Below are 24,058 nucleotides of genomic sequence, written 5' to 3'. Positions count from 1 at the left end.
GGTTGAGTCAGGTATTACCTGATTTTGGTCGTGTAAGGTACAAAAAAAACGGTCCCGAAAAGGGACCGTTTATAGTCAGACTAAAACTTTTCTGAAGGAATTAAGCGGATTTCTTCGCTTTTTTCTCAGCTTTCGGTGCAGCTACTGCTTCAGCCTTAGCGGTGGTTTCACCTTCGCTGTACTCACGGCCGTAGTAGGTATCCAGCAGAATCTGCTTCAGCTCAGCAATCAGCGGATAACGCGGGTTAGCACCAGTACACTGGTCGTCAAACGCATCTTCAGACAGTTTGTCAACGTGTGCCAGGAAGTCAGCTTCCTGCACGCCAGCTTCACGGATAGACTTAGGAATACCCAGTTCAGCTTTGATTTCGTCCAGCCAGCCCAGCAGTTTCTGGATTTTCGCGGCAGTACGGTCGCCCGGTGCGCTCAGACCCAGGTGGTCGGCGATTTCAGCATAGCGACGACGCGCCTGCGGACGGTCGTACTGGCTGAATGCTGTCTGTTTGGTCGGGTTGTCGTTCGCGTTGTAACGAATAACGTTGCTGATCAGCAGGGCGTTCGCCAAACCGTGAGGAATGTGGAACTGAGAACCCAGCTTGTGCGCCATGGAGTGACATACACCCAGGAAGGCGTTCGCAAACGCGATACCGGCGATGGTCGCTGCACTGTGTACACGCTCACGGGCTACCGGGTTCTTGGAACCTTCGTGGTAGGACGCTGGCAGGTTTTCTTTCAGCAGTTTCAGCGCCTGCAGAGCCTGACCGTCAGAGAACTCAGAAGCCAGTACGGAAACGTAAGCTTCCAGAGCGTGAGTAACGGCATCCAGACCACCGAACGCACACAGGGACTTCGGCATATCCATCACCAGGTTGGCATCGACAATCGCCATATCCGGGGTCAGGGCGTAGTCAGCCAGCGGATATTTCTGACCGGTTGCATCGTCGGTCACAACCGCAAACGGTGTTACTTCAGAACCGGTACCGGAAGTGGTGGTGACGGCGATCATTTTCGCTTTCACGCCCATTTTCGGGAACTTGTAGATACGTTTACGGATATCCATAAAGCGCAGCGCCAGTTCTTCGAAGTGGGTTTCCGGGTGTTCGTACATAACCCACATAATTTTCGCGGCGTCCATCGGGGAACCACCACCCAGCGCGATAATCACGTCTGGTTTGAAGGAGTTAGCCAGCTCAGCGCCTTTACGAACAACGGTCAGAGTCGGGTCAGCTTCAACTTCAAAGAACACTTCGGTTTCAACGCCAGCCGCTTTCAGAACAGAGGTGATCTGGTCAGCATAGCCATTGTTAAACAGGAAGCGGTCGGTCACGATCAGCGCACGTTTGTGACCATCAGTAATCACTTCATCCAGCGCGATTGGCAGAGAGCCACGACGGAAGTAGATAGATTTCGGAAGTTTGTGCCACAACATGTTTTCAGCTCGCTTAGCAACGGTTTTCTTGTTGATCAGGTGCTTAGGACCAACGTTTTCAGAGATGGAGTTACCACCCCAGGAACCACAACCCAGAGTCAGGGAAGGTGCGAGTTTGAAGTTGTACAGGTCACCGATACCACCCTGAGAAGCAGGGGTGTTGATCAGGATACGCGCGGTTTTCATCATCTGACCGAAGTAAGCAACGCGTTCTGGCTGGTTATCCTGGTCGGTGTACAGGCAAGAGGTATGACCGATACCGCCCATCGCAACCAGTTTTTCAGCTTTGTCCACTGCGTCTTCGAAGTCTTTCGCACGATACATAGCCAGCGTCGGAGACAGTTTTTCGTGAGCAAACGGTTCGCTTTCGTCAACAACCTTAACTTCACCAATCAGAATCTTAGTGGTTTCTGGTACGGAGAAGCCTGCCAGTTCAGCAATTTTGTAGGCTGGCTGACCAACGATAGCGGCGTTCAGCGCGCCATTTTTCAGGATCACGTCCTGAACAGCTTTCAGCTCTTTGCCCTGCAGCAGGTAGCCGCCGTGAGTGGCGAAACGCTCACGTACTGCGTCGTATACAGAGTCAACCACGACAACAGACTGTTCAGAAGCACAGATTACGCCGTTATCGAAGGTTTTAGACATCAGAACAGATGCAACAGCACGTTTGATATCAGCGGTTTCGTCGATAACAACAGGGGTGTTACCTGCGCCTACGCCGATTGCCGGTTTACCGGAGCTGTATGCCGCTTTAACCATGCCTGGACCACCGGTCGCAAGGATCAGGTTGATGTCCGGGTGGTGCATCAGCGCGTTAGACAGTTCTACGGAAGGTTGATCGATCCAGCCGATCAAGTCTTTCGGCGCGCCAGCAGCGATTGCCGCCTGCAGAACGATGTCAGCAGCTTTGTTAGTGGCATCTTTAGCACGCGGATGCGGAGAGAAGATGATAGCGTTACGGGTCTTCAGGCTGATCAGAGATTTGAAGATAGCAGTAGAAGTCGGGTTAGTGGTTGGAACGATACCGCAGATGATACCAATCGGTTCAGCAATAGTAATGGTACCGAAAGTGTCGTCTTCAGACAGCACTCCACAGGTTTTTTCATCTTTGTAAGCGTTGTAAATGTATTCAGAAGCAAAGTGGTTTTTAATCACTTTATCTTCGACAATGCCCATGCCAGATTCGGCAACGGCCATTTTCGCGAGAGGGATTCGAGCGTCTGCGGCAGCCAGAGCGGCGGCGCGGAAGATTTTGTCAACCTGTTCTTGAGTGAAACTGGCATATTCACGCTGGGCTTTTTTTACGCGCTCTACAAGTGCGTTAAGTTCAGCGACATTAGTAACAGCCATAATGCTCTCCTGATAATGTTAAACTTTTTTAGTAAATCATCTGCTCGATACGAGAGTATAGACAGACCGACGAAAATTTGTGTAACGGTTTGAAAATCAAACGGTTAATTAACGTCCACTTTACCTTGATTTACTAAAAGAGCTTATACGCAAGCGCCAGATAACTTTTACGCTTTACCTCCAGGGGACGTAAGCAAGGTTACTCACTTCTGAGTAGTAATTGCGTGATCTGGATCAAGATTTCGCAAAGCTGACACCTTTCAGCAGGCCCTTTTAGCGTTTCTCGGTAAGTGTTAAAAAATTGAGGTGATGAATGCTAATCACATTAGCATATTTAATACATATTAATAACACTAAGTATTAGTAGCGTATTTACGTAGATATACGCAGATAGAAGGTGAAGTATGCTGACAAAAGGCGTATCTTCAGCGCGGATTTTTCCAATTTTTATGACTCATTTTATCCGGCTAACGCTTCGGAGCTAACCGTGATCCAAACGCTATTTGATTTTCCTGTTTATTTTAAATTTTTTATTGGGTTATTTGCCCTGGTTAACCCGGTAGGGATCATCCCGGTCTTTATCAGTATGACCAGCTACCAAACTGCGGCTGCGCGAAACAAAACCAATCTCACGGCAAACCTGTCGGTCGCTATCATCCTGTGGACTTCGCTGTTCCTGGGCGACGGTATCCTGCAACTTTTCGGTATCTCTATAGATTCGTTCAGGATTGCCGGCGGTATTCTGGTTGTGACTATCGCGATGTCGATGATTAGTGGCAAACTTGGCGAAGATAAGCAGAACAAACAGGAAAAATCAGAAACCGCCATTCGTGAAAGCATTGGCGTGGTGCCATTGGCATTGCCCCTGATGGCGGGACCGGGGGCAATTAGCTCGACCATCGTTTGGGGGACGCGTTACCACAGTGCGATTAATCTGTTTGGCTTTTTTATCGCGATTGCGTTGTTTGCCTTGTGTTGTTGGGGGCTATTTCGCATGGCGCCGTGGTTAGTGCGCTTGCTGGGGCAAACGGGGATCAACGTCATTACGCGTATTATGGGGCTGTTACTCATGGCCTTAGGGATTGAATTCATTGTTACTGGTATCAAATCCATTTTCCCCGGTTTGCTTGCCTGATATTCCTTCTTCAGTATAAACGGAGCCGCTGTTGGCTCCGTTTCCTTTCATTATCAGTAAAACTTCTCACTAAAGTTGATAATCAGCATAACAGTAATGAAAAATGCTGATGGTTAACGATTTAGTTATTCATTGATTTTATGGATATAACCCTCAGCGCTGCGTCAGAGGGAGCACGATATTGCTGTTATTTTATTAACATCATACTCTGGGGCTTGCTGTGGGATTATCGAAATGTTATTAGTTATTTCAGCGTTTTTTTTAGATGAATGTGCTAATTAATAATCAATTGTTAAATTTATGTGCATTTTGGCATCGTGTTGATACCGGACAGGGACGTCAACTATGCCCATCAGGCAATTCATTGATTATTAATGTTTTATTGCCATGAATTTTCATTCGTAAGCCTTTTCCAGTGAGATTTATTTCTAATAAAAGAGAATTGGTTAACAAATTTGTAAAATGTATTGGCGGTGAAGAAACGCATTTGGTACTTTCCGGCCAGGTATTTTGCAGAAGAATTGACGTTGATGAGAATGATTTTCACTTGGTTTCTCTCAACAGGGTAATAGCGTGTTTCCGGCAGGGGAGACACGTAGATAATCGACGCAAGGCGGTCGTACGAATCGCCAGAATAAATAAAGTCGGTGATAGCAAGCAGTAAAACAATAAACCACCTGACGGCAGAAAATCTCCGGTGCCCTACAGGGATCCTGACAGGATTAACAGTCTGGTTAAAAAACCAGCCATAATAATGAGGGAGTACAAACACAATGACAAACATCACTAAAAAAAGTTTAGTAGCTGCGGGGATCCTCACTGCGCTAATCGCTGGAAATGTGGCCACGGCGGCAGTTGTGCCAGCGGGTGTGCAGCTTGCTGAAAAGCAGACTCTGGTGCGTAATAACGGTTCGGAAGTTCAGTCTCTCGACCCACATAAAATCGAAGGGGTGCCGGAATCCAACATTAACCGGGACCTGTTTGAAGGTTTATTAATCAGCGATGTCGATGGCAAACCATCGCCGGGCGTGGCTGAGAAATGGGACAATAAAGATTTTAAAGTCTGGACGTTCCATCTGCGTAAAGATGCTAAATGGTCTGACGGTACACCTGTTACTGCGCAAGATTTTGTGTACAGCTGGCAACGTTTGGCTAACCCAAATACCGCCTCACCGTACGCCAGTTATTTGCAGTACGGTCATATCGTCAATATTGATGACATTATCGCCGGTAAAAAGCCGGTCACCGATCTCGGTGTGAAAGCGATTGATGATCATACTTTTGAAGTAACCCTGAGCGAACCTGTTCCTTATTTCTACAAACTGCTCGTGCACTCTTCCGTTTCACCGGTTCCTAAAGCCGCCGTTGAAAAATACGGCGATAAGTGGACTCAGCCCGCCAACATTGTCACTAACGGTGCGTATAAACTGAAGGACTGGGTGGTTAACGAGCGCATTGTGCTTGAGCGTAATACCAACTACTGGGACAACGCCAAAACCGTTATTAACCAGGTGACCTACCTGCCAATTTCTTCTGAAGTGACTGACGTTAACCGCTATCGCAGCGGTGAAATCGACATGACCTATAACAACATGCCGATCGAGTTATTCCAGAAACTGAAAAAAGAGATCCCGAACGAAGTTCACGTTGACCCGTATCTGTGCACCTATTATTACGAAATCAACAACCAGAAAGCACCGTTCAACGATGTTCGTGTTCGTACCGCGCTGAAGCTGGCGATGGATCGTGACATCATCGTCAACAAAGTGAAAAACCAGGGCGACCTGCCTGCCTATAGCTTTACGCCTCCTTACACCGATGGCGCGAAACTGGTTGAGCCAGAGTGGTTCAAATGGTCACAGGAAAAACGTAATGAAGAAGCGAAGAAACTGCTGGCTGAAGCCGGTTATACCGCTGAAAAACCGTTGACCTTTGACCTGCTGTATAACACCTCAGACCTGCACAAGAAGCTGGCTATCGCCGCAGCTTCTATCTGGAAGAAAAATCTGGGCGCTAACGTCAAGCTGGAAAACCAGGAGTGGAAAACATTCCTCGATACGCGTCATCAGGGCAACTATGATGTTTCACGTGCGGGCTGGTGCGCGGATTACAACGAACCAACTTCCTTCCTGAATATGGTGCTGTCCGACAGCTCCAACAACACGGTTCACTATAAGAGCCCTGCATTTGACAAGCTGATTGCAGATACCCTGAAAGTGACAGATGAAGCGCAGCGCAGTGAGCTGTATTCGAAAGCGGAGCAGCAACTGGATAAAGATTCTGCGATTGTACCGGTTTATTACTATGTTAACGCCCGCCTGGTGAAACCATGGGTTGGCGGATACTCCGGTAAAGACCCGATGGATAATATCCATGTAAAAGACTTGTATATTATCAAGCATTAATGGCAAGACGTGGGGCAATCAATTTTGCCCCACAGTGTCTTTTTTCATCGCACTATTCACACCTCTTCGAATGAAAAGGGGGATACCCTAAATAATTCGAGCTGCAGGAAGGCGGCGACGCAACGAATCCCCGGAAGCTTACGAGTAGTAAGTGACCGGGGTGAGTGAGAAAGCCAACGCACCTGCGACTGGAAGTATGACGGGTATAAAGGCACACGCCGGAAGGTACGGGTTATGTTGAAATTCATATTACGTCGCTGTCTGGAAGCGATTCCGACGCTGTTTATTCTTATTACGATTTCATTCTTTATGATGCGCCTTGCGCCGGGAAGCCCATTCACCGGGGAACGCGCATTGCCGCCAGAAGTGCTGGCTAATATAGAAGCGAAATATCATCTCAACGATCCCATCTCCACACAGTATTTCAGCTACCTGAAACAACTGGCGCATGGCGATTTTGGGCCATCCTTTAAATATAAAGATTACACGGTTAACGACCTTGTCGCTTCAAGTTTTCCGGTGTCAGCGAAGCTTGGCGCAGCGGCCTTTATTCTGGCGGTGCTCGTCGGCGTTAGCGCAGGGGTGATCGCCGCGCTGAAGCAAAATACGCGCTGGGACTACACGGTAATGGGGGTCGCGATGACCGGGGTGGTTATCCCCAGTTTCGTCGTTGCTCCCTTATTGGTCATGATATTCGCCATAACGTTGAAATGGCTGCCCGGCGGTGGCTGGAACGGCGGGGCGTTGAAATTTATGATCCTGCCGATGGTGGCGTTATCGCTCGCCTATATCGCCAGTATTGCCCGTATTACCCGCGGCTCAATGATTGAAGTGCTGCACTCAAACTTTATTCGTACCGCGCGCGCCAAAGGGCTGCCGATGCGGCGGATTATTTTCCGCCATGCGTTAAAACCTGCGCTGCTACCCGTGCTGTCTTATATGGGACCGGCATTTGTCGGCATAATCACTGGTTCAATGGTCATTGAAACCATCTATGGTTTGCCGGGCATTGGGCAACTGTTCGTCAATGGTGCCTTAAATCGCGATTATTCGCTGGTCCTGAGTCTGACCATTCTGGTCGGTACGCTGACTATCGTGTTTAACGCGATTGTCGATGTGCTGTATGCCGTTATCGATCCGAAGATTCGTTACTGATACTGGAGCTCGCTATGATGTTAAGTAAGAAAAACAGCGAGGCGCTGGAGAATTTCAGTGAAAAGCTGGAGGTCGAAGGTCGCAGCCTGTGGCAGGACGCGCGTCGCCGATTTATGCATAACCGCGCGGCGGTGGCAAGCCTGGTGGTGCTGGTGATTATTGCGCTGTTTGTGACGCTGGCGCCAATGCTGTCGCAGTTTACCTACTTTGATACCGACTGGGGAATGATGTCCAGCGCGCCGGATATGGAGTCCGGGCACTACTTTGGCACCGACTCATCGGGTCGCGATCTGCTGGTGCGTGTGGCGATTGGCGGGCGCATCTCGCTGATGGTTGGCATTGCCGCCGCGTTGGTGGCGGTCGTGGTTGGCACGCTGTATGGTTCTTTGTCGGGTTATCTCGGCGGTAAAATCGACTCGGTAATGATGCGCCTGCTGGAAATCCTCAACTCCTTCCCGTTCATGTTCTTCGTGATCCTGCTGGTGACCTTCTTTGGACAAAACATCCTGCTGATTTTTGTCGCTATCGGAATGGTTTCCTGGCTGGATATGGCGCGTATCGTGCGTGGACAAACGCTGAGTCTGAAGCGCAAAGAGTTTATTGAGGCGGCGCAAGTCGGCGGGGTGTCTACCGTGCGCATCGTTATCCGTCATATTGTGCCAAACGTATTGGGGGTTGTGGTGGTCTACGCCTCGTTGCTGGTGCCCAGCATGATCCTGTTTGAGTCTTTCCTGAGTTTTCTGGGATTAGGGACGCAGGAGCCGTTAAGTAGCTGGGGCGCATTGCTGAGTGATGGCGCCAACTCAATGGAAGTATCGCCATGGCTGTTGCTGTTCCCGGCCGGTTTCCTGGTGGTTACTTTGTTCTGTTTTAACTTTATTGGCGATGGCCTGCGTGATGCCCTCGACCCGAAAGACCGTTAAGGAGCGCCGCCATGAGCGTAATTGAGACCGCAACCGCGCCGCTCGCGCAACAACAGGCTAACGCACTGCTGAACGTTAAGGATCTGCGCGTGACGTTTGCCACCCCCGATGGCGATGTTACTGCAGTAAACGATTTAAACTTTTCCCTGCGAGCCGGAGAAACGTTGGGTATTGTGGGTGAGTCCGGTTCGGGCAAATCGCAAACGGCGTTTGCCCTGATGGGGCTGCTGGCGGCGAATGGCCGTATCGGAGGTTCCGCTACGTTTAACGGGCGTGAAATATTGAATTTACCGGAGCACGAGCTGAACAAACTGCGCGCCGAGCAAATCTCAATGATTTTTCAGGATCCGATGACCTCTCTGAATCCGTACATGCGGGTCGGAGAGCAACTGATGGAAGTTCTCATGCTGCACAAAGGCATGAGTAAAGCAGAAGCGTTTGAAGAGTCAGTAAAAATGCTGGATGCGGTGAAAATGCCGGAAGCGCGCAAGCGCATGAAAATGTATCCGCATGAATTCTCTGGCGGAATGCGTCAGCGCGTAATGATCGCCATGGCGCTGCTGTGCAGACCAAAATTATTGATCGCCGATGAGCCGACTACCGCGCTCGATGTTACGGTACAGGCGCAAATTATGACGCTGCTGAATGAACTGAAAAGTGAATTTAACACCGCAATTATCATGATCACCCACGATCTGGGGGTTGTCGCCGGTATTTGTGACAAAGTGCTGGTGATGTACGCCGGACGAACCATGGAATATGGCAGTGCACGGGATGTCTTTTATAAGCCCGTTCATCCGTATTCAATTGGTTTGCTGAATGCCGTACCGCGTCTGGACGCCGAAGGGGAAGAGATGTTGACTATCCCGGGCAACCCGCCGAACCTGCTGCGTCTGCCAAAAGGCTGTCCGTTCCAGCCGCGCTGCCCGCATGCGATGGAAATCTGTAGCAGTGCCCCACCACTGGAGGAATTTAGTCCGGGCCGTCTGCGCGCCTGCTTTAAACCGGTGGAGGAACTGGTATGAATACGGTCACCGAACAACGAAAAGTACTCCTTGAAATTGCCGATCTCAAAGTCCATTTCGACATTAAGGATGGTAAGCAGTGGTTCTGGCAACCGTCGAAATCCCTGAAAGCGGTTGATGGCGTCACCCTGCGATTGTATGAAGGTGAAACCCTTGGCGTGGTGGGGGAATCCGGCTGCGGAAAATCGACCTTTGCCCGGGCGATTATCGGTCTGGTGAAAGCTACTGATGGAAAGGTCGCCTGGCTGGGGAAAGATTTGTTGGGTATGAAACCTGATGAATGGCGTGAGGTGCGCAGTGATATTCAGATGATTTTCCAGGATCCGCTGGCGTCATTAAATCCGCGTATGACTATTGGTGAAATTATTGCTGAGCCGCTGCGGACTTATCATCCGAAACTGCCGGGGCAGGAAGTCCGTGACCGCGTGAAGGCAATGATGATGAAGGTTGGGTTGCTGCCAAACCTGATTAACCGTTACCCGCATGAGTTTTCCGGCGGCCAATGTCAGCGTATCGGTATTGCCCGCGCGCTGATTCTCGAACCGAAACTGATTATCTGTGATGAACCGGTTTCTGCGCTGGACGTATCCATTCAGGCCCAGGTCGTCAACCTCCTGCAGCAGCTACAGCGTGAAATGGGGCTGTCATTAATTTTCATTGCCCACGACCTGGCGGTGGTTAAGCATATCTCCGATCGCGTACTGGTGATGTATCTCGGACACGCAGTGGAATTAGGCACCTATGACGAGGTGTACCATAATCCGCTGCACCCCTATACCAAAGCGCTAATGTCTGCTGTGCCGATCCCCGATCCGGATATGGAAAGGAACAAAGTTATCCAGTTGCTGGAAGGCGAGTTGCCGTCGCCGATTAATCCTCCTTCGGGCTGTGTGTTCCGTACGCGCTGCCCGATTGCCGGACCAGAGTGTGCAAAAACACGCCCGGTACTCGAAGGCAGTTTTCGACACGCCGTTTCCTGCCTGAAAGTAGACCCGCTATAATCGAGAGGGCTGATAAAGGTCAGCCCTTCTTTTTGGTGAGGTATTTGTGTCTGGCTTAGTTTCTTCTGTTCGCCGTACGCTTTATCGTACATTATTTGATTTAGACACACGCTCGGGGCGCCGTTTTGAAGGTATGTGCGCACTGTTCGCGCTGCTCAGCGTGATTGTTATCTTCGTTGAGTCCGGGGTCGGGACGCAATACCATTTGACCTTTGAGGAGTGGCGCGTATTTGTCTGGCTGGAAGTCTTTATCACTCTGGTCTTTACTCTCGAATATCTGTTGCGATTATGCTGCTGGGCTAATCCCGCTAAATATGTATTTAGCTTCTGGGGGATTATTGATCTTGCCACCATTCTGCCACTGTATGTGATGTGGTTATGGCCGGAAATCAGTCTGAGTTATGTTTTCGCCTGGCGGGCGATGCGTGTCCTGCGTGTCCTGCGAATTCTCAAACTGCTGCGCTTTATGCCTTCTCTGCGTATATTCTGGAGCGCAATAAAAAGCGCCCGGCATCAGCTAATCTTGTTCTATTCATTTATTGCCATTCTGATGATTGTATTCGGCGCGCTAATGTATCTGATTGAAGGACCTAAATATGGTTTTAGTACGCTGAATGCATCAGTGTATTGGGCCATCGTCACGGTAACCACCGTCGGCTATGGCGATATCACTCCCCACACGCCGCTCGGGCGCATGGTAGCGTCAGTGCTGATTTTGATCGGTTATTCCGTGATTGCGATCCCGACAGGTTTGATAACGACGCATATGAGCAGTGCGTTCCAGCATCGGCAGAATCAGCGTAAATGTCCGCAGTGTCAGCAAAGTCAGCATGAGCACAGCGCGCAGTTTTGTAACCGGTGCGGAAGCAAATTACCGGGCTAAAAGTAAAAAGCTGCGAGAGCAGCTTTTTTTAATTATTCGCGCCAGAGAATGTGGCAGAGCTTGTGGTCTTTTTCGCGACACAACAGAACGCGGGCAAAAATATCGTTAATCTCGCCGTCTTCTGTATCTGCCAGACCAATCACCACTTCGGCAAAGAAGTCAGGATTCAGGTCAAAATCGACGTGTTCCTGCCAGTCCTCTGCCGGGTCAAATAATTCTGCACCGCCGCGCTCTTCAAACTGCAAATTGAACAGAATGATATCTGCCGGATCGAGGTTGTCCGCAGCCAGTTCGAGAAAAATATCGTAAGCCTGCTCAAGCGTTTCGTCTTCGGTCAGGCGGTTGTTCAAATCCATATCCATAATGACTACCTGTTTACTGTCTGATTGGCACGTTTTACAGCAACGGGCTAAAGAAGTAAAACAGTCGCTCGGCAATCCGCTGCCAGAGTGGTCGTTTTACCCACAAACGAGCGTCAAGAAGGCGTGAACGAGAAATATAATCATCCTGCACTGCTGCGAGGTCGCCCCCGAATCCTGCGTCATCAATAACCAGCGTGATTTCAAAATTCAGCCACAAACTGCGCATATCCAGGTTAACGGTACCGACCAGGCTCAGTTCGCCATCAACCAGTACGCTCTTGGTGTGCAGCAAGCCGCCTTCGAACTGATATATTTTGACGCCCGCAGCCAGCAGTTCGGTGAAAAATGCCCGGCTTGCCCAGCCAACCAGCAGGGAATCATTCTTACGCGGAAGAATGATACTGACGTCGACCCCACGCTGTGCGGCCGTACAGATCGCATGCAGTAAATCATCGCTGGGGACGAAATAGGGCGTGGTCATAATTAAATATTCACGCGCCGAATAAGCAGCAGTTAATAGCGCCTGATGGATCAAATCTTCAGGGAAACCTGGTCCCGACGCGATAGTGTGAATGGTGTGACCGCTGGCCTGCTCAAACGGCATGATATTGACATCCGGCGGCGGGGGTAAAATGCGTTTCCCGGTTTCAATTTCCCAGTCGCAGGAATAGACGATGCCCATCGCGGTGGCAACAGGTCCTTCCATTCTCGCCATTAAATCGACCCATTGACCCACGCCCGCATCCTGCTTAAAGAAGCGCGGGTCGACCATGTTCATGCTGCCGGTATAAGCAATATAGTTGTCGATCATCACCATCTTACGGTGTTGGCGCAGGTCCATCCGGCGCAAAAACACACGCATCAGGTTAACCTTGAGGGCTTCGACGACTTCAATACCCGCGTTACGCATCATCGCCGCCCACGGGCTGCGGAAGAATGCCACGCTGCCCGCAGAGTCCAGCATCAGGCGGCAGTGAACGCCTCTTCTGGCGGCCGCCATTAACGACTCGGCAACCTGATCGGCCATACCTCCCGGTTGCCAGATGTAGAACACCATCTCGATATTATGACGCGCCAGTTGAATATCACGGATCAGCGCCTGCATCACGTCATCGGAACTGGTGAGCAGCTGCAGTTGATTCCCCTTAACGCCGGCGATTCCCTGACGACGCTCGCACAGCTTAAATAATGAAGAAGCAACGCTGCTGTTTTCCTGTGCGAAAATATGTTCACAGGCTTTGAGGTCGTTCAGCCATTTGGCCGTGGAAGGCCACATTGCCCGGGCGCGTTCGGCGCGGCGTTTACCCAGGTGGAGTTCACCGAAGGACAGATAAGCTATGATCCCTACCAATGGCAGTATATAGATGATCAACAGCCATGCCATTGCGGAGGGCACTGCGCGTCGCTTCATTAGAATGCGTAATGTGACGCCAGCAATGAGTACCCAGTAACCCAGAATGACCAGCCAACTCACCACGGTGTAGAAGGTTGTCATAAATTTAAAAATCCTTTTGAAAGCGTATTGTTAAGAGTTTACGCATCAGGATAAATCTGGCAAATAAAAACACGGGAAAACCACTGGCCTGCATTCGGTGTGGCGTTATAATGGCCGCTCAGTGACTGGAAGAGTAGTTAACATGAAGCGTAGTAGAACGGAAGTGGGACGCTGGCGGATGCAGCGTCAGGCTAGCCGCCGTAAAGCACGTTGGCTTGAAGGACAATCGCGTCGTAACATGCGTATCCATAGCATCAGAAAGTGTATTCTGAATCATCAACGTAACTCGTTGCTGTTTGCAATCCACAGTATCTGATCTCAAAAGGGCACCGCTGGTGGTGCCCAATGTCTGCTTTCGTTCTGTTTTTAAAATACTTTCTTGTACGGTTTTACTGAAACCTGCGCGTAAACGCCTGCTGCGACATAGGGGTCGGCTTCTGCCCACGCCTGCGCTGCTTCTAAAGATTCAAATTCTGCAATCACCGTCGAGCCGGTAAACCCCGCGACACCCGGATCGTTACTGTCAACTGCTGGCATCGGTCCTGCCGTGAGCAGTCGTCCTTCGTCATGCAGGAGTTGCAGACGGGCCAGATGCGCAGGGCGCACGGAAAGACGTTTGTCGAGAGAGTCTGCGATATCTTGAGCATAAATAACGTACAGCACGGGTAGAGCTCCTTAATCGGTAAAAGTCGTTAATTACGTTATTGGAAAGGCATGCCAACTGCAACGTAAAGATAACGGATTTGTTAAGACCACATTGTGGTGAAGGTTTTTTTACATAAAATCGTGTTTTAAATGCGGCTTACTGCCCAGGTCTTATTGAATATGATTGCTATTTGCATTTAAAATCAGGGCCTGGTTTTTTAACTGAAACGATTATGACTTCAATGACCCTTGATTTACCTCGTCGCTTTCCCTGGCCAACGTTACTTTCCGTCGGCATCCATGGTGCTGTAGTGGCGGGTCTATTGTATACCTCGGTACATCAGGTTATTGAACTGCCTGCGCCAGCGCAGCCGATCTCCGTTACCATGGTCGCGCCTGCCGATCTCGAACCGCCCCAGGCCGTTCAGCCGCCGCCGGAACCCGTAGTCGAGCCAGAACCGGAACCAGAGCCAATCCCGGAGCCGCCAAAAGAGGCTCCGGTAGTGATTGAGAAACCGAAGCCCAAGCCTAAACCGAAGCCAAAACCGGTGAAAAAAGTGGTAGAGCAGCCCAAACGTGATGCTAAACCCGCAGAGCCGCGCCCGGCATCCCCATTTGAAAATACGGCGCCTGCGCGTCCAACGACCAGTACCGCGCCGGCAACCAGTAAAGCAGCGGTAAGTGCGCCAGCAGGTCCTCGCGCTTTAAGCCGTAATCAGCCGCAGTATCCTGCGCGAGCGCAAGCGCTGCGCATAGAAGGTCGTGTTAAAGTTAAATTTGATGTGACGCCGGATGGCCGTGTTGAAAACGTGGAAATTCTGTCCGCGCAGCCGGCGAATATGTTTGAGCGTGAAGTGAAAAATGCGATGCGCAGATGGCGCTATGAGGCCGGGAAACCGGGTTCCGGACTGGTAGTGAATATCGTGTTCCGTCTGAACGGCGCAACGCAGATTGAATAAGGCGCAGGCCGGATTTGGCGGTTCGCCGCCATCCGGCAATAAGCAATGAATTGAGTGATTGCCGGAGGGCGATGCTATCGTGACTTATCAGCCCAGGGTAGGGATCGGACGTGGCTTACCGTCTTTATCAACGGCAACATAGATAAACAGGGCTTCGGTGGCTTTATAGCGCTGGCCGATAGGTTCTGAAGCAACTTTCTTCACCCAGACTTCAATATTAATGCTGATCGAGGTCGTCCCGCGCTTCACGCAGCGCGCATAGCAACAAACCACATCGCCTACGGCAACCGGGCGTAAAAAGCTCATTCCTTCAACGCGCACCGTTACCACACGACCATGTGCGATCTCTTTGGCCTGAATAGCGCCACCTATATCCATTTGTGACATCAGCCAGCCGCCAAAAATATCACCGTTCGCATTGGTATCGGCAGGCATAGCCAGAGTGCGTAAAACCAGTTCACCCTGGGGAGTATTATTCGTTGTTGTCATTGTTGAACCGACTATAGAGAAAGATTACAGGCGCGATGCTACTAGAATTTGCGCGTTGAGAACAGAGGGATGCGGCGTGTGAAGTGGAAGTAAGCCGGGTTAGCGGTAATGAGGAACGTGAGGGGATAAAAATTCGCCAGATCGGTTGATCTGGCGGACATGTATTACGATTTATCTTCCTGCGGCAGATGGCGGTAAATATAGACACCGCTCAGCAGCGTAAAGAATAAGGTCAGGGCTGTCAGGCCGAATACTTTAAAGTTGACCCAAATATTCTGCGGCAGCCAAAAAGCGATATAGATATTCGCCAGGCCACAGAGAATGAAAAAGACGGCCCAGGCTAAATTAAGCTTCGACCAGACCTGCTGCGGCAGGGTCAGCTCTTTGCCTAACATGCGCTGAATCAGTGGCTTTTTCATCACCCACTGGCTAACCAGCAGAGCACCGGCAAACAGTCCGTAAATCACCGTAACTTTCCACTTAATGAATTCATCGTTGTGGAAGAAGATAGTCAGGCCACCGAACACGGCAACCAGAACAAAGGTGATTAACGCCATCTTCTCGACCTTGCGGTAGCGAACCCAGCTGTAAATCAAAACCACAGCCGTCGCGACAATCAGTGCCGAGGTCGCCGCGTAGATGTCGTAAAGCTTATAAAAGGCAAAAAAGACAACCAGCGGTAAAAAATCAAGAAACTGCTTCATTCTTCATTCCGTCATCAAAAGCACCAGGCCTGCGCCCGGTATGCGTTCAGGGTTTATTGGCGAATCAGCATGTACAGGCGGAACAAATAGATCAGCAACACGGCGGAGATCATATTGCTCAGCGTATTCGCCAATACCGCGCCTACGTTCGGCGTAAGTACCGCAAAACTTGGCGCAAAAAGCAACAGCAGCGTTTTAGCCAGCAGCCAACCGATCACTGCCGGCGCGACCAGTCGCATATTAGACCATGCCAGACGCATACTGTTGCGCATTGCGGCAAAGACACCCATTTTATCCTGTACCAACATCACCGGTGCGAGAGCTAACAGGATGGCCAGCAGAATGCCGGGTACGACCACCAGCATAATACCGATTTGCACCAGCAGAGTAGTCAGAAAAATCAGAATAAACAGCTTGGGCAACACTGGCGCACTGGCGCCGATGGCGCGTAACGCGCTGACCCGATGACCTGCTGAAATCAGCTGAATCATCAGGATGATACCTCCCGCGAGGATGGCATTACCAATCAGGCCTGAAAATGTCGACGCCGCGGAAGCGCGTAGCAGAATTTGCTGTTGCTCCGGGGTCATATTTTGTACCAGATCGAATAGACCTACGCTACTGGTTAACTGATCCCCTTCACTGAGCTGCGCAATTTGTGCGTCACTGGGAGAAAAGGCATGCCCTAACACCACTGTGATAAACGCGCACAACAACGATACCAGCAAGATGGTAATGAATTGATTACGGAAAAAGTTTCCCGTGTCACGGTAAACGGATTTCGCCGTGATAGACATGCACTCTCCTTGAGTTTTGCAGGTGTTCATTTGCGGGCAATTGTACCCTGGATAACTCTACAGTGGCAGCATCGCGCGATGTATGGAAAGGCATATCTTTGTAAAGCTCCGGTAATTTTTGGCTATCACTTCAGCGTTATGAAGGAACGCTGGTTGTTCTCTGCGCATCATGGGTAAATAAGCAACGCTTGTCATCAGCGAGTATCGGATACTTGCATGGCGAAAATATATCAAAATTGATCTGAATTAATTTAACCAGGATTTTGAATGCAAGTTCTAACTTAATCTGGATCAATAAATGTTAAATTATCAAAGTCAATGTGATCCAGGTAAGATCACTTATTACTCCAATGTGGGTATATTTGTTCCGCTTTTATAACCATAACGATGGAGCGGACATGAAAAAATTAACAGTTGCAGCAGTGGCTTTAACAACTCTTCTCTCTGGTAACGCATTTGCGCATGAGGCTGGAGAATTCTTCATTCGTGCGGGTTCTGCTACCGTCAGGCCGACGGAAGGCGCGGGGGGGACGCTGGGAAGCTTAGGTGGCTTTGATGTCAGTAATAACACCCAGTTGGGTCTGACATTCACCTACATGGCAACCGACAATATCGGTGTTGAATTACTGGCAGCCACGCCGTTCCGTCACAAAATTGGGACTGCCGCGACGGGCGATATTGCCACTGTTCACCATTTACCGCCGACATTAATGGCACAGTGGTACTTCGGTGATTCCAGCAGCAAATTGCGTCCTTACGTTGGTGTTGGTGTGAACTACACCACCTTCTTCGACGAAGGCTTTAACAACAACGGTAAGGAAGCCGGATTATCGGACCTGAGCCTGAAAGATTCCTGGGGTGCGGCAGGGCAAGTCGGTATGGACTATCTGATTAACCGCGACTGGCTGATTAACATGTCGGTCTGGTACATGGATATCGATACGACAGCGAAGTACAAATCTAATGGCGCAGTTCTTCCTCAAGCCCGTTATAGCGACAGCGTACGTCTCGATCCGTGGGTGTTTATGTTCTCTGCGGGTTATCGTTTTTAAATTTTTTTGCAAAACCTTTCGGCAAAACTGGTCATTTGATGACCAGTTTTGCCAACTCTTCAGCATTAACGAACATCATTCCAATGGTATTTTTTACCCGTTGTGTCCATGATGAAAATCTCCTTTTGGTAGTTTATTAACCAGGATTTCATAGACTTTTTCGCGTTGCCCTGACGATGGATGCCAAGCCACAATTCTGCAAGAGAGTTAAGATCATCGGCAGACCACGGCGTATTATAATCTCCAGTGAACTTTGTTTTCTCATCGACTAAATGGCTGTACCAAATATACATCGGGATTTGTAATGCCTCTTTCGGCGGTCTAACACCACCATGAGAATAAACCACCGAGCGAGCAGGATCACGGATCAGCGCATGATCGGAAAAATACATTACTGATGAGCGAGTGTTTTCCAGTGCATTGAATATATTACCCATCAGTTCATCAGTATAGCGAATTGAGTTATCATAACAATCGTCAGCTTTACTCTGGCCAAATAAGACAGTATGACTTTCTGGAAAACGTTGACAGGAAGGTTCATGACTGCCATATAAATGCAGGACAATAAGTTTCTTACCTGGCTTCTGCAATGCCTTATGTAATAACGGTAACAACGCCTCATCATAGCCATATTCTATCCATTCATGCTGATGTGCATTCATGGCAATCCCGGTAATTATATTGTTATGCGCCCCTCCATTTCCCTGGCGACTGTACCAGTATGTATCATAGCCAGCCTGGTTGGTGATATTAATAATATTATCGCTGTAATTACGCGGGTGACGGGCTTGCACTGAGTCAGCAGTAAGTGCCAGGGGGACGGCCATGATTGTTACCGGTGCAGGCGCAATCGCGTTATTAAACAGTAAAAGTTGCTGCTTTTGTTTGATAAGTTCAGGGGTGGTATCCCTTGTGTATCCATATATCCCCATATTTAACGCACGCGCAGATTCCCCGACGATCAGTATATAGTTTTCGATCCCGGTATCAGTTACTGTTATCTTATAATTGGGAATGTTTGTACCGATATCAGAAATTATGGCGTTATCTTGCATAGCCTGCATAAACTCTTTTCCGGTACTTACTGGAGTAGAGCGGATGACTCGTTGCACCAGACTTTCAACATTACTTTTCCTTATCTGGTGGAGATAAGCTTGCGAAAACAAAAAGAAAATTATCAAGCCCAAAATAACTATTGGGTAGTGACGAAATCGATAGGGTACAGGTCTCGCGCCAGTGTTTATAGAGTAAATAAAAAACATTACAAGTGTAAAGAACGTAACACAGTCGCGCCAATATAATCTCAGCATCGCTATTGCTTCACTGGGAGTTGTGTTCAAAACACTTAACGCAAATCCATAACTAAATTCTGAGTTGTAATTATTCCAGGCATGCAATTGAAGAGTGATATCAGCTGCGACGGGTATTAAAATTAAAGCAGCCAGAATATTTCTGAAAAAGACATACTGTAGGCATCGTAATGAAAGCATGATCATGAAAAACACAAGTGTCCGATTAATCACAGTGTTATATTTTGCAGTTAGTATATTAACACTGGCAATAATTAACACGGAAATAATTAGCGGAATAATTTTAAGTGGGCGTAAACCACTTCTGACCATTTGAAGGTTAAATTGGATAGACATGATTTTTAATTTATGGACCCAGATATCCTGACAAACAAAATATGTTTTAAACATAAGAATTTTCTTCTTATGTGCTATTATTGTTTACTTATGCAATTATTGAGGGTGAATAAGTTACATGTAGCAACCTCACAGACCTGCCTCAGGTGTGATCGCCTTTATGTCGTTTTATTCAATGCTATTTAGTCGTTATCCTGTGGTTTGATCCCTTTGGCTTTCTGAATATTTTTAAAAGATGAATTTGAGTTAAGTGCAAATAATCCCGGAGCATCCTGCATTTATAAACAACTAATTCACACGTTAATAACATGACCTAAGTGAAATTATTATGGCCTTGCAAAAATAACGCTATTACTCTGACACTATAACGATTTTAGTCTTGATGAGCCAATGTAATATTCACATTTAATATGATATCTATGTAAATCATTACTAAAACTTTATGGTATTGATGCGTTCAGCGTTTCGCTGCTCATCTCTTAAACATTGCAAACAACGGCAACATCTCAGATCGAATGTGGGATGGGCAGAGCTATTCGCTACCTATGAATATGTTCTGTAAAAATACGAGGATACCGTGCCCGGTTTCAGCCATAACTGTGAAGGCTGTGATTAAGATTTGCCCCCTGAATCGTCAGTGGCGTATTTCTCTTCTTCGATGTAATGCTACTCTTTAAGCAAACTGGCTTTGAGGGTATTGACGATGCTAACCCGCCATCAACTCCAACAAAAAATCACGCTTCTGGAACCGTTCACCGGCGATGATACAGCCGAGTTTGCCGTAAGCGTGGCTCGTGAACTGCTGAATTACATGGATAAAATGGAGATTCTGGAGAAACTTATGGCCACTCCGGTTAAACTGCCTTATTGCAGCGCCAGCCCGGTTTGTGAGATTGAAGCGGGGTACGCCGCCGGTGTGAACGACTGCCGTGAGGCTATCCGTCGGGCAGGATATCCCATTGAAGGCGATGCTTAGTTTGCATTTATGTTAACAAATATGTGCTTTTGTTGTATAAATCGGTAACTTCAGCGCGCGCAACGGCGGGCTTTTGACTCATCAGCGAAGGGGCGGTAAATATTCTCAATCAACGTACAGCGCAGTTATGCAACAACATAAACGGGTAACCGGTTTGGCAATATGTTAACTAGCAGGGTGGACTCGTGAAGATTGTGCAGGATAAGCTCAGAAACAGGCAGGCATTGCTGGTATCAGGGCTCATTACGTTGATATTTACTTCGTTATTTCTGTTTATTATCTATGAGCAGCGGATAGCGGCAGCCAGTGAAGGTGTTAATCGCCTGCAAGCGCGCATGATGGACATTTTTAACGATAACGAGCTGATCGCCGACGCGATTGGCGAGCGCTATCACCATATCAAAACGGGCGAGCAATGTGGCGAAATTTCACAATTTGTTCCCCGCAATGAAGATGAATGGGGCATTAACGCCGACCCAAAGCGGCTGCATTCGGCGACGGGGACAATTATTGCCCAGCGAACCAGTCATAATGCGTTGTGTATGTATACGGCGGCGGAGTTTATTCGCGGGATGGTCAATGAGCTAAACCCGGGGAGCTTCGATGCGCATCGTTACATTATCGCCAAAAACTCAGATTATTTTTACTGGTTTATGGCTTCCGATTCGCGCAATTTCAGCTTCTCCAATTCTGAAATGGCGCGCGATATCACCAACTTTTTCTATCCACCTGTCGATTTTTATACCCGACTGTTGCAAAAAAACGTCAAAAACAAAGCCCTTAGTTCAACGAACTTCTATACCGATAAAATTACCGGTGAAAAAGCTTACAGCGTGGTGAGCTATATCTACGATCTGTCGGGTAAAGAGATATCAGACCAAATCGTGGCCTATCTGGTCTATGACCATTCAAAGCCGGAACTGCAGGAAGCGTTGGCTCAAGCTTTTGACTACCACCTTCCACCTGAGCTGAATGTGGAGTTGGTGAATTTGACCAACAATGAGAGCCTTTGTTTATCCGGTAGATGTACAGGCCAGTCCCGCTATATGGTGCGCAATTTTTCGGAGAAATATGCGCTGCACTATTCGCTGTCATTAGGCCGTTTTATGGTGCGTGATTCGCATGCCGGAATTGTGATCCTGCTGGCGCCGTTCTTCTTCGTCATCATCAGTTTCTCACTAAAATCCTGGCTGAATGAAAGCGACCTCAAGGTTTATATCGACACGCTGACCGGTTGTTTTAATCGCCGAATTCTCGACATCATCAAGCGTCGTGATTTATCGCACTGCTCGGTTGTGTTACTGGATTGCAATAAGTTCAAGGCTGTCAATGATACCTGGGGCCATGCGGCAGGTGACCGGGCGCTGCAAATTATCGCTAACAGAATGCTGTCTAACACCCGAACCAGCCACGATATTGTGATTCGTACCGGCGGGGATGAGTTTATGATCCTGCTGTTTCGCTCGCAGGCAAGTGACGCTATCGCCATTGCTCAGCGTATTAGCGGGCAGGTGACCAGCCATGTGTTTGTGGTGGACGGTCATACCGTGCCATTGTCAGTGTCGTGGGGGATTGCGGAAGTGAACGGCGAGCTGGATGTGGCAATTCAGAATGCGGATAACGCCATGTACAAAATGAAGAACACCAAAGAAGGGTAAAACCGCCAGAAGTCTCTGGCGGTTGATTTGGCTTAGTAAGGCGTGGCCGCTTTCATCGCGCTGACAAAGGCTTTCAGCTCAGCCAGCATCTGCTCAGGTGCGGCAACATTCTTCTCAATGATTTTCACAATCGCTGAGCCGGAAATTGCCCCGGCAGCACCGGCTTCAATCGCGCCGGTGACCTGGTCAGGCGCAGAGATACCAAATCCCTGTAATGACGGAGGAGCACCGTATTCTTTCAGTTTTTCCACCAGATGATGGAGCGGTAACGCCGCACGATTTTCAGCACCGGTCACGCCAGCACGTGAAAGCAGATAGGTATAGCCGCGACCGTAAGAGGCAATCTGGCGGAGCAGTTCTTCATCAGCGTTAGGGGGGCAGATGAAAATAGGTGCAATGTTGTGGCGGAGTGCCGCAGTTCTGAATGGTCCAGACTCCTCAACGGGCACATCTGCCACCAAAACAGAATCCACACCGACTTTCTCGCACTGAGCGTAGAATTCGTCAATACCCTTGCTGAATACCAGGTTGGCATACATCAGCAGACCAATTGGAATGGTAGGGTGTTTCTGACGAATCAATGCCAGCATCTCAAAGCATTGTGACGGTGTCACGCCCGCGGCGAATGCCCGCAGTGTGGCTTCCTGTATGGTCGGACCGTCCGCCAGCGGATCGGAGAATGGAATGCCTAGCTCAAGCGCATCGGCACCGGCTTCAATCAGCGTATCAATGATTTTCAGTGACTGCTCAACCGACGGATCGCCCAGGGTTACGAAGGGGACAAAAGCACCTTCTTTGCGGTCCTTCAACTGTGCAAAAAGATTTTCGTAACGTTCCATCAGATTTCCCCTCGCGCTTTCAGAATATCGTGTACGGTGAAAATGTCTTTGTCGCCGCGACCGGAGAGATTTACCACCAGTAACTGCTCTTTTTCCGGATTTTCACGCATCATTTTCAGGGCGTGTGCCAGGGCATGGGAGGACTCCAGCGCCGGGATAATCCCCTCATGTAAACACAGCGTTTTGAAGGCTTCCAGCGCTTCATCGTCGGTGATTGAAACATAATCGGCGCGACCGATGCTGTTCAGGTATGCATGCTGCGGCCCGACAGACGGGAAATCCAGACCTGCGGAAATAGAGTAAGACTCTTCAATCTGTCCTTCTTCGGTCTGCATCATCGGGGATTTCATGCCAAAGTAAATCCCGACACGACCGTGTTTTAACGGTGCGCCGTGTTCACCGGATTCGATCCCGTGACCGCCTGGCTCTACGCCAATCAGACCGACGCTGGTTTCATTAATAAAATCGGCAAACATACCAATGGCGTTAGAACCACCGCCCACGCAGGCGATAACAGCGTCCGGCAAACGACCTTCTTTTTCCAGGATCTGCGCTTTTGTTTCTTCGCCGATCATGCGCTGGAATTCACGTACAATGGTCGGGAAGGGATGCGGTCCTGCCGCCGTCCCGAGCATATAGTGCGCGGTATCGTAGCTGCCAGACCAGTCGCGCAGGGCTTCGTTACAGGCATCCTTCAGCGTTGCAGAACCGCTATGAACAGGAATGACTTCTGCCCCCATCAGACGCATACGGAAAACGTTAGGCGACTGACGCTCAACGTCTTTCGCACCCATATAAATACGGCACTTCAGACCCAGCAGCGCACTGGCTAGCGCCGATGCGACGCCGTGCTGACCTGCGCCGGTTTCGGCGATGATTTCCGTTTTCCCCATACGCTTCGCCAGTAACGCCTGACCCAACACCTGGTTAGTTTTGTGCGCGCCGCCGTGCAGTAAATCTTCACGCTTAAGATACAGCGTGGTGTTGGTCCCGTGAGTAATGTTCTGGCATTTTGTCAGCGCGGTTGGACGACCAGCATAGTTTTTCAGCAGATCGGTAAACTGCGCCTGAAACTCAGGATCTTTTTGCGCGCTGACGAAAGCTTCTTCCAGTTGACGCAGAGCAGGCAT

Annotated in this window: 22 protein-coding genes and 1 pseudogene; 12 read left to right on the top strand and 11 right to left on the bottom strand. The window is 49.2% G+C overall.

The window, feature by feature from the left end; translation table 11 throughout:
* Nucleotides 1-100: 100 nt before the first annotated feature.
* Nucleotides 101-2,779 carry a bifunctional acetaldehyde-CoA/alcohol dehydrogenase gene (adhE, locus tag KQJ18_RS10855; protein WP_038641104.1) on the bottom strand — a complete coding sequence of 893 codons (2,679 nt, stop codon included), beginning with the start codon at nt 2,777-2,779 and terminating at the stop codon, nt 101-103.
* Between the two features lie 487 nt (nt 2,780-3,266).
* Here adhE and ychE point away from each other — a divergent pair, with 487 nt between their 5' ends.
* The 7 genes from ychE (at nt 3,267) to KQJ18_RS10820 (ending at nt 11,306) form a co-directional block, all read left to right on the top strand.
* On the top strand, nt 3,267-3,914 hold the full coding sequence (gene ychE / locus KQJ18_RS10850) for an NAAT family transporter YchE (protein WP_038643209.1): 648 nt from the start codon (nt 3,267-3,269) through the stop codon (nt 3,912-3,914).
* A 773-nt stretch (nt 3,915-4,687) separates the two neighbouring features.
* Entirely contained in the window at nt 4,688-6,319 is a 1,632-nt protein-coding gene (gene oppA / locus KQJ18_RS10845; protein ID WP_069324647.1) for an oligopeptide ABC transporter substrate-binding protein OppA, read from the top strand.
* Between the two features lie 234 nt (nt 6,320-6,553).
* Complete coding sequence (oppB, locus tag KQJ18_RS10840) at nt 6,554-7,474, top strand: oligopeptide ABC transporter permease OppB (protein WP_003020708.1); 921 nt, start codon at nt 6,554-6,556, stop codon at nt 7,472-7,474.
* 14 nt (nt 7,475-7,488) lie between these two features.
* Entirely contained in the window at nt 7,489-8,397 is a 909-nt protein-coding gene (gene oppC / locus KQJ18_RS10835; RefSeq protein ID WP_008784950.1) for an oligopeptide ABC transporter permease OppC, read from the top strand.
* An 11-nt stretch (nt 8,398-8,408) separates the two neighbouring features.
* The gene (gene oppD / locus KQJ18_RS10830) at nt 8,409-9,422 is read left to right on the top strand and encodes a murein tripeptide/oligopeptide ABC transporter ATP-binding protein OppD (protein WP_038641097.1); all 1,014 of its coding nucleotides are present in this window, start codon (nt 8,409-8,411) and stop codon (nt 9,420-9,422) included.
* Nucleotides 9,419-10,423 (top strand): murein tripeptide/oligopeptide ABC transporter ATP-binding protein OppF, encoded by a 1,005-nt coding sequence (oppF, locus tag KQJ18_RS10825; protein ID WP_006684288.1) that lies wholly within the window; start codon nt 9,419-9,421, stop codon nt 10,421-10,423. Before oppD ends, oppF begins: the two co-directional genes overlap by 4 nt.
* Nucleotides 10,424-10,469: 46 nt before the next feature.
* Nucleotides 10,470-11,306, top strand: a complete 837-nt coding sequence (locus tag KQJ18_RS10820; RefSeq protein ID WP_038641095.1) for an ion transporter — start codon at nt 10,470-10,472, stop codon at nt 11,304-11,306.
* Between the two features lie 32 nt (nt 11,307-11,338).
* Here KQJ18_RS10820 and KQJ18_RS10815 read toward each other — a convergent pair whose 3' ends face one another.
* Nucleotides 11,339-11,668: an HI1450 family dsDNA-mimic protein gene (locus KQJ18_RS10815; RefSeq protein ID WP_003020691.1), complete on the bottom strand. Its 330-nt coding sequence runs from the start codon at nt 11,666-11,668 to the stop codon at nt 11,339-11,341.
* A gap of 34 nt (nt 11,669-11,702) precedes the next feature.
* Nucleotides 11,703-13,163, bottom strand: coding sequence for a cardiolipin synthase (gene cls / locus KQJ18_RS10810; RefSeq protein WP_038641094.1), 1,461 nt, complete (start codon nt 13,161-13,163; stop codon nt 11,703-11,705).
* A 142-nt stretch (nt 13,164-13,305) separates the two neighbouring features.
* Between cls and KQJ18_RS10805 the strand changes: the two genes are divergently transcribed.
* Nucleotides 13,306-13,479, top strand: a complete 174-nt coding sequence (locus KQJ18_RS10805) for a YciY family protein (protein WP_087856120.1) — start codon at nt 13,306-13,308, stop codon at nt 13,477-13,479.
* A 50-nt stretch (nt 13,480-13,529) separates the two neighbouring features.
* On the opposite strand, the gene KQJ18_RS10800 is transcribed toward KQJ18_RS10805, so the two are convergent.
* Nucleotides 13,530-13,826: a YciI family protein gene (locus tag KQJ18_RS10800; protein ID WP_006684292.1), complete on the bottom strand. Its 297-nt coding sequence runs from the start codon at nt 13,824-13,826 to the stop codon at nt 13,530-13,532.
* Nucleotides 13,827-14,050: 224 nt separating this feature from the next.
* Here KQJ18_RS10800 and tonB point away from each other — a divergent pair, with 224 nt between their 5' ends.
* Nucleotides 14,051-14,767: a TonB system transport protein TonB gene (gene tonB, locus KQJ18_RS10795; RefSeq protein WP_038643203.1), complete on the top strand. Its 717-nt coding sequence runs from the start codon at nt 14,051-14,053 to the stop codon at nt 14,765-14,767.
* Between the two features lie 87 nt (nt 14,768-14,854).
* Here the strand turns inward: tonB and yciA are convergent, their stop codons facing one another.
* The 4 genes and pseudogenes from yciA to KQJ18_RS24650 all read right to left on the bottom strand — a co-directional run.
* Entirely contained in the window at nt 14,855-15,256 is a 402-nt protein-coding gene (gene yciA / locus KQJ18_RS10790; RefSeq protein WP_038640996.1) for an acyl-CoA thioester hydrolase YciA, read from the bottom strand.
* 164 nt (nt 15,257-15,420) lie between these two features.
* Nucleotides 15,421-15,960, bottom strand: coding sequence for a septation protein A (locus KQJ18_RS10785; RefSeq protein ID WP_069324644.1), 540 nt, complete (start codon nt 15,958-15,960; stop codon nt 15,421-15,423).
* Between the two features lie 53 nt (nt 15,961-16,013).
* A complete protein-coding gene (locus tag KQJ18_RS10780; RefSeq protein ID WP_038640992.1) occupies nt 16,014-16,757 on the bottom strand; it encodes a YciC family protein in 744 nt (247 codons plus the stop codon).
* A 28-nt stretch (nt 16,758-16,785) separates the two neighbouring features.
* Nucleotides 16,786-16,872: pseudogene (locus KQJ18_RS24650) on the bottom strand (YkgJ family cysteine cluster protein); the annotation flags it as partial.
* A gap of 283 nt (nt 16,873-17,155) precedes the next feature.
* On the opposite strand from KQJ18_RS24650, the gene ompW reads away from it, so the two are divergent.
* Nucleotides 17,156-17,809, top strand: coding sequence for an outer membrane protein OmpW (gene ompW / locus KQJ18_RS10775; RefSeq protein WP_087856121.1), 654 nt, complete (start codon nt 17,156-17,158; stop codon nt 17,807-17,809).
* 65 nt (nt 17,810-17,874) lie between these two features.
* On the opposite strand, the gene KQJ18_RS10770 is transcribed toward ompW, so the two are convergent.
* Nucleotides 17,875-19,509, bottom strand: coding sequence for a phosphoethanolamine transferase (locus KQJ18_RS10770; RefSeq protein WP_346014722.1), 1,635 nt, complete (start codon nt 19,507-19,509; stop codon nt 17,875-17,877).
* A 649-nt stretch (nt 19,510-20,158) separates the two neighbouring features.
* On the opposite strand from KQJ18_RS10770, the gene KQJ18_RS10765 reads away from it, so the two are divergent.
* Together KQJ18_RS10765 and KQJ18_RS10760 are read left to right on the top strand one after the other, a co-directional pair.
* Nucleotides 20,159-20,431, top strand: a complete 273-nt coding sequence (locus KQJ18_RS10765) for a hypothetical protein (RefSeq protein ID WP_085048093.1) — start codon at nt 20,159-20,161, stop codon at nt 20,429-20,431.
* Nucleotides 20,432-20,616: 185 nt separating this feature from the next.
* Nucleotides 20,617-22,089 (top strand): GGDEF domain-containing protein, encoded by a 1,473-nt coding sequence (locus KQJ18_RS10760; RefSeq protein WP_087856122.1) that lies wholly within the window; start codon nt 20,617-20,619, stop codon nt 22,087-22,089.
* A gap of 32 nt (nt 22,090-22,121) precedes the next feature.
* On the opposite strand, the gene trpA is transcribed toward KQJ18_RS10760, so the two are convergent.
* Together trpA and trpB are read right to left on the bottom strand one after the other, a co-directional pair.
* A complete protein-coding gene (gene trpA, locus KQJ18_RS10755) occupies nt 22,122-22,928 on the bottom strand; it encodes a tryptophan synthase subunit alpha (RefSeq protein ID WP_085048095.1) in 807 nt (268 codons plus the stop codon).
* Nucleotides 22,928-24,058 (bottom strand): tryptophan synthase subunit beta (gene trpB / locus KQJ18_RS10750; RefSeq protein WP_216421956.1); only part of this gene is annotated, 1,131 nt, incomplete at its 5' end. The genes trpB and trpA, both read right to left, overlap by 1 nt.

Source organism: Citrobacter sp. S55_ASV_140, assembly GCF_018919505.1.
GTDB lineage: Bacteria > Pseudomonadota > Gammaproteobacteria > Enterobacterales > Enterobacteriaceae > Citrobacter > Citrobacter werkmanii.
Note: the sequence above shows the minus strand (reverse complement) of the source record. Positions and strands in the feature narration are given on the sequence as shown.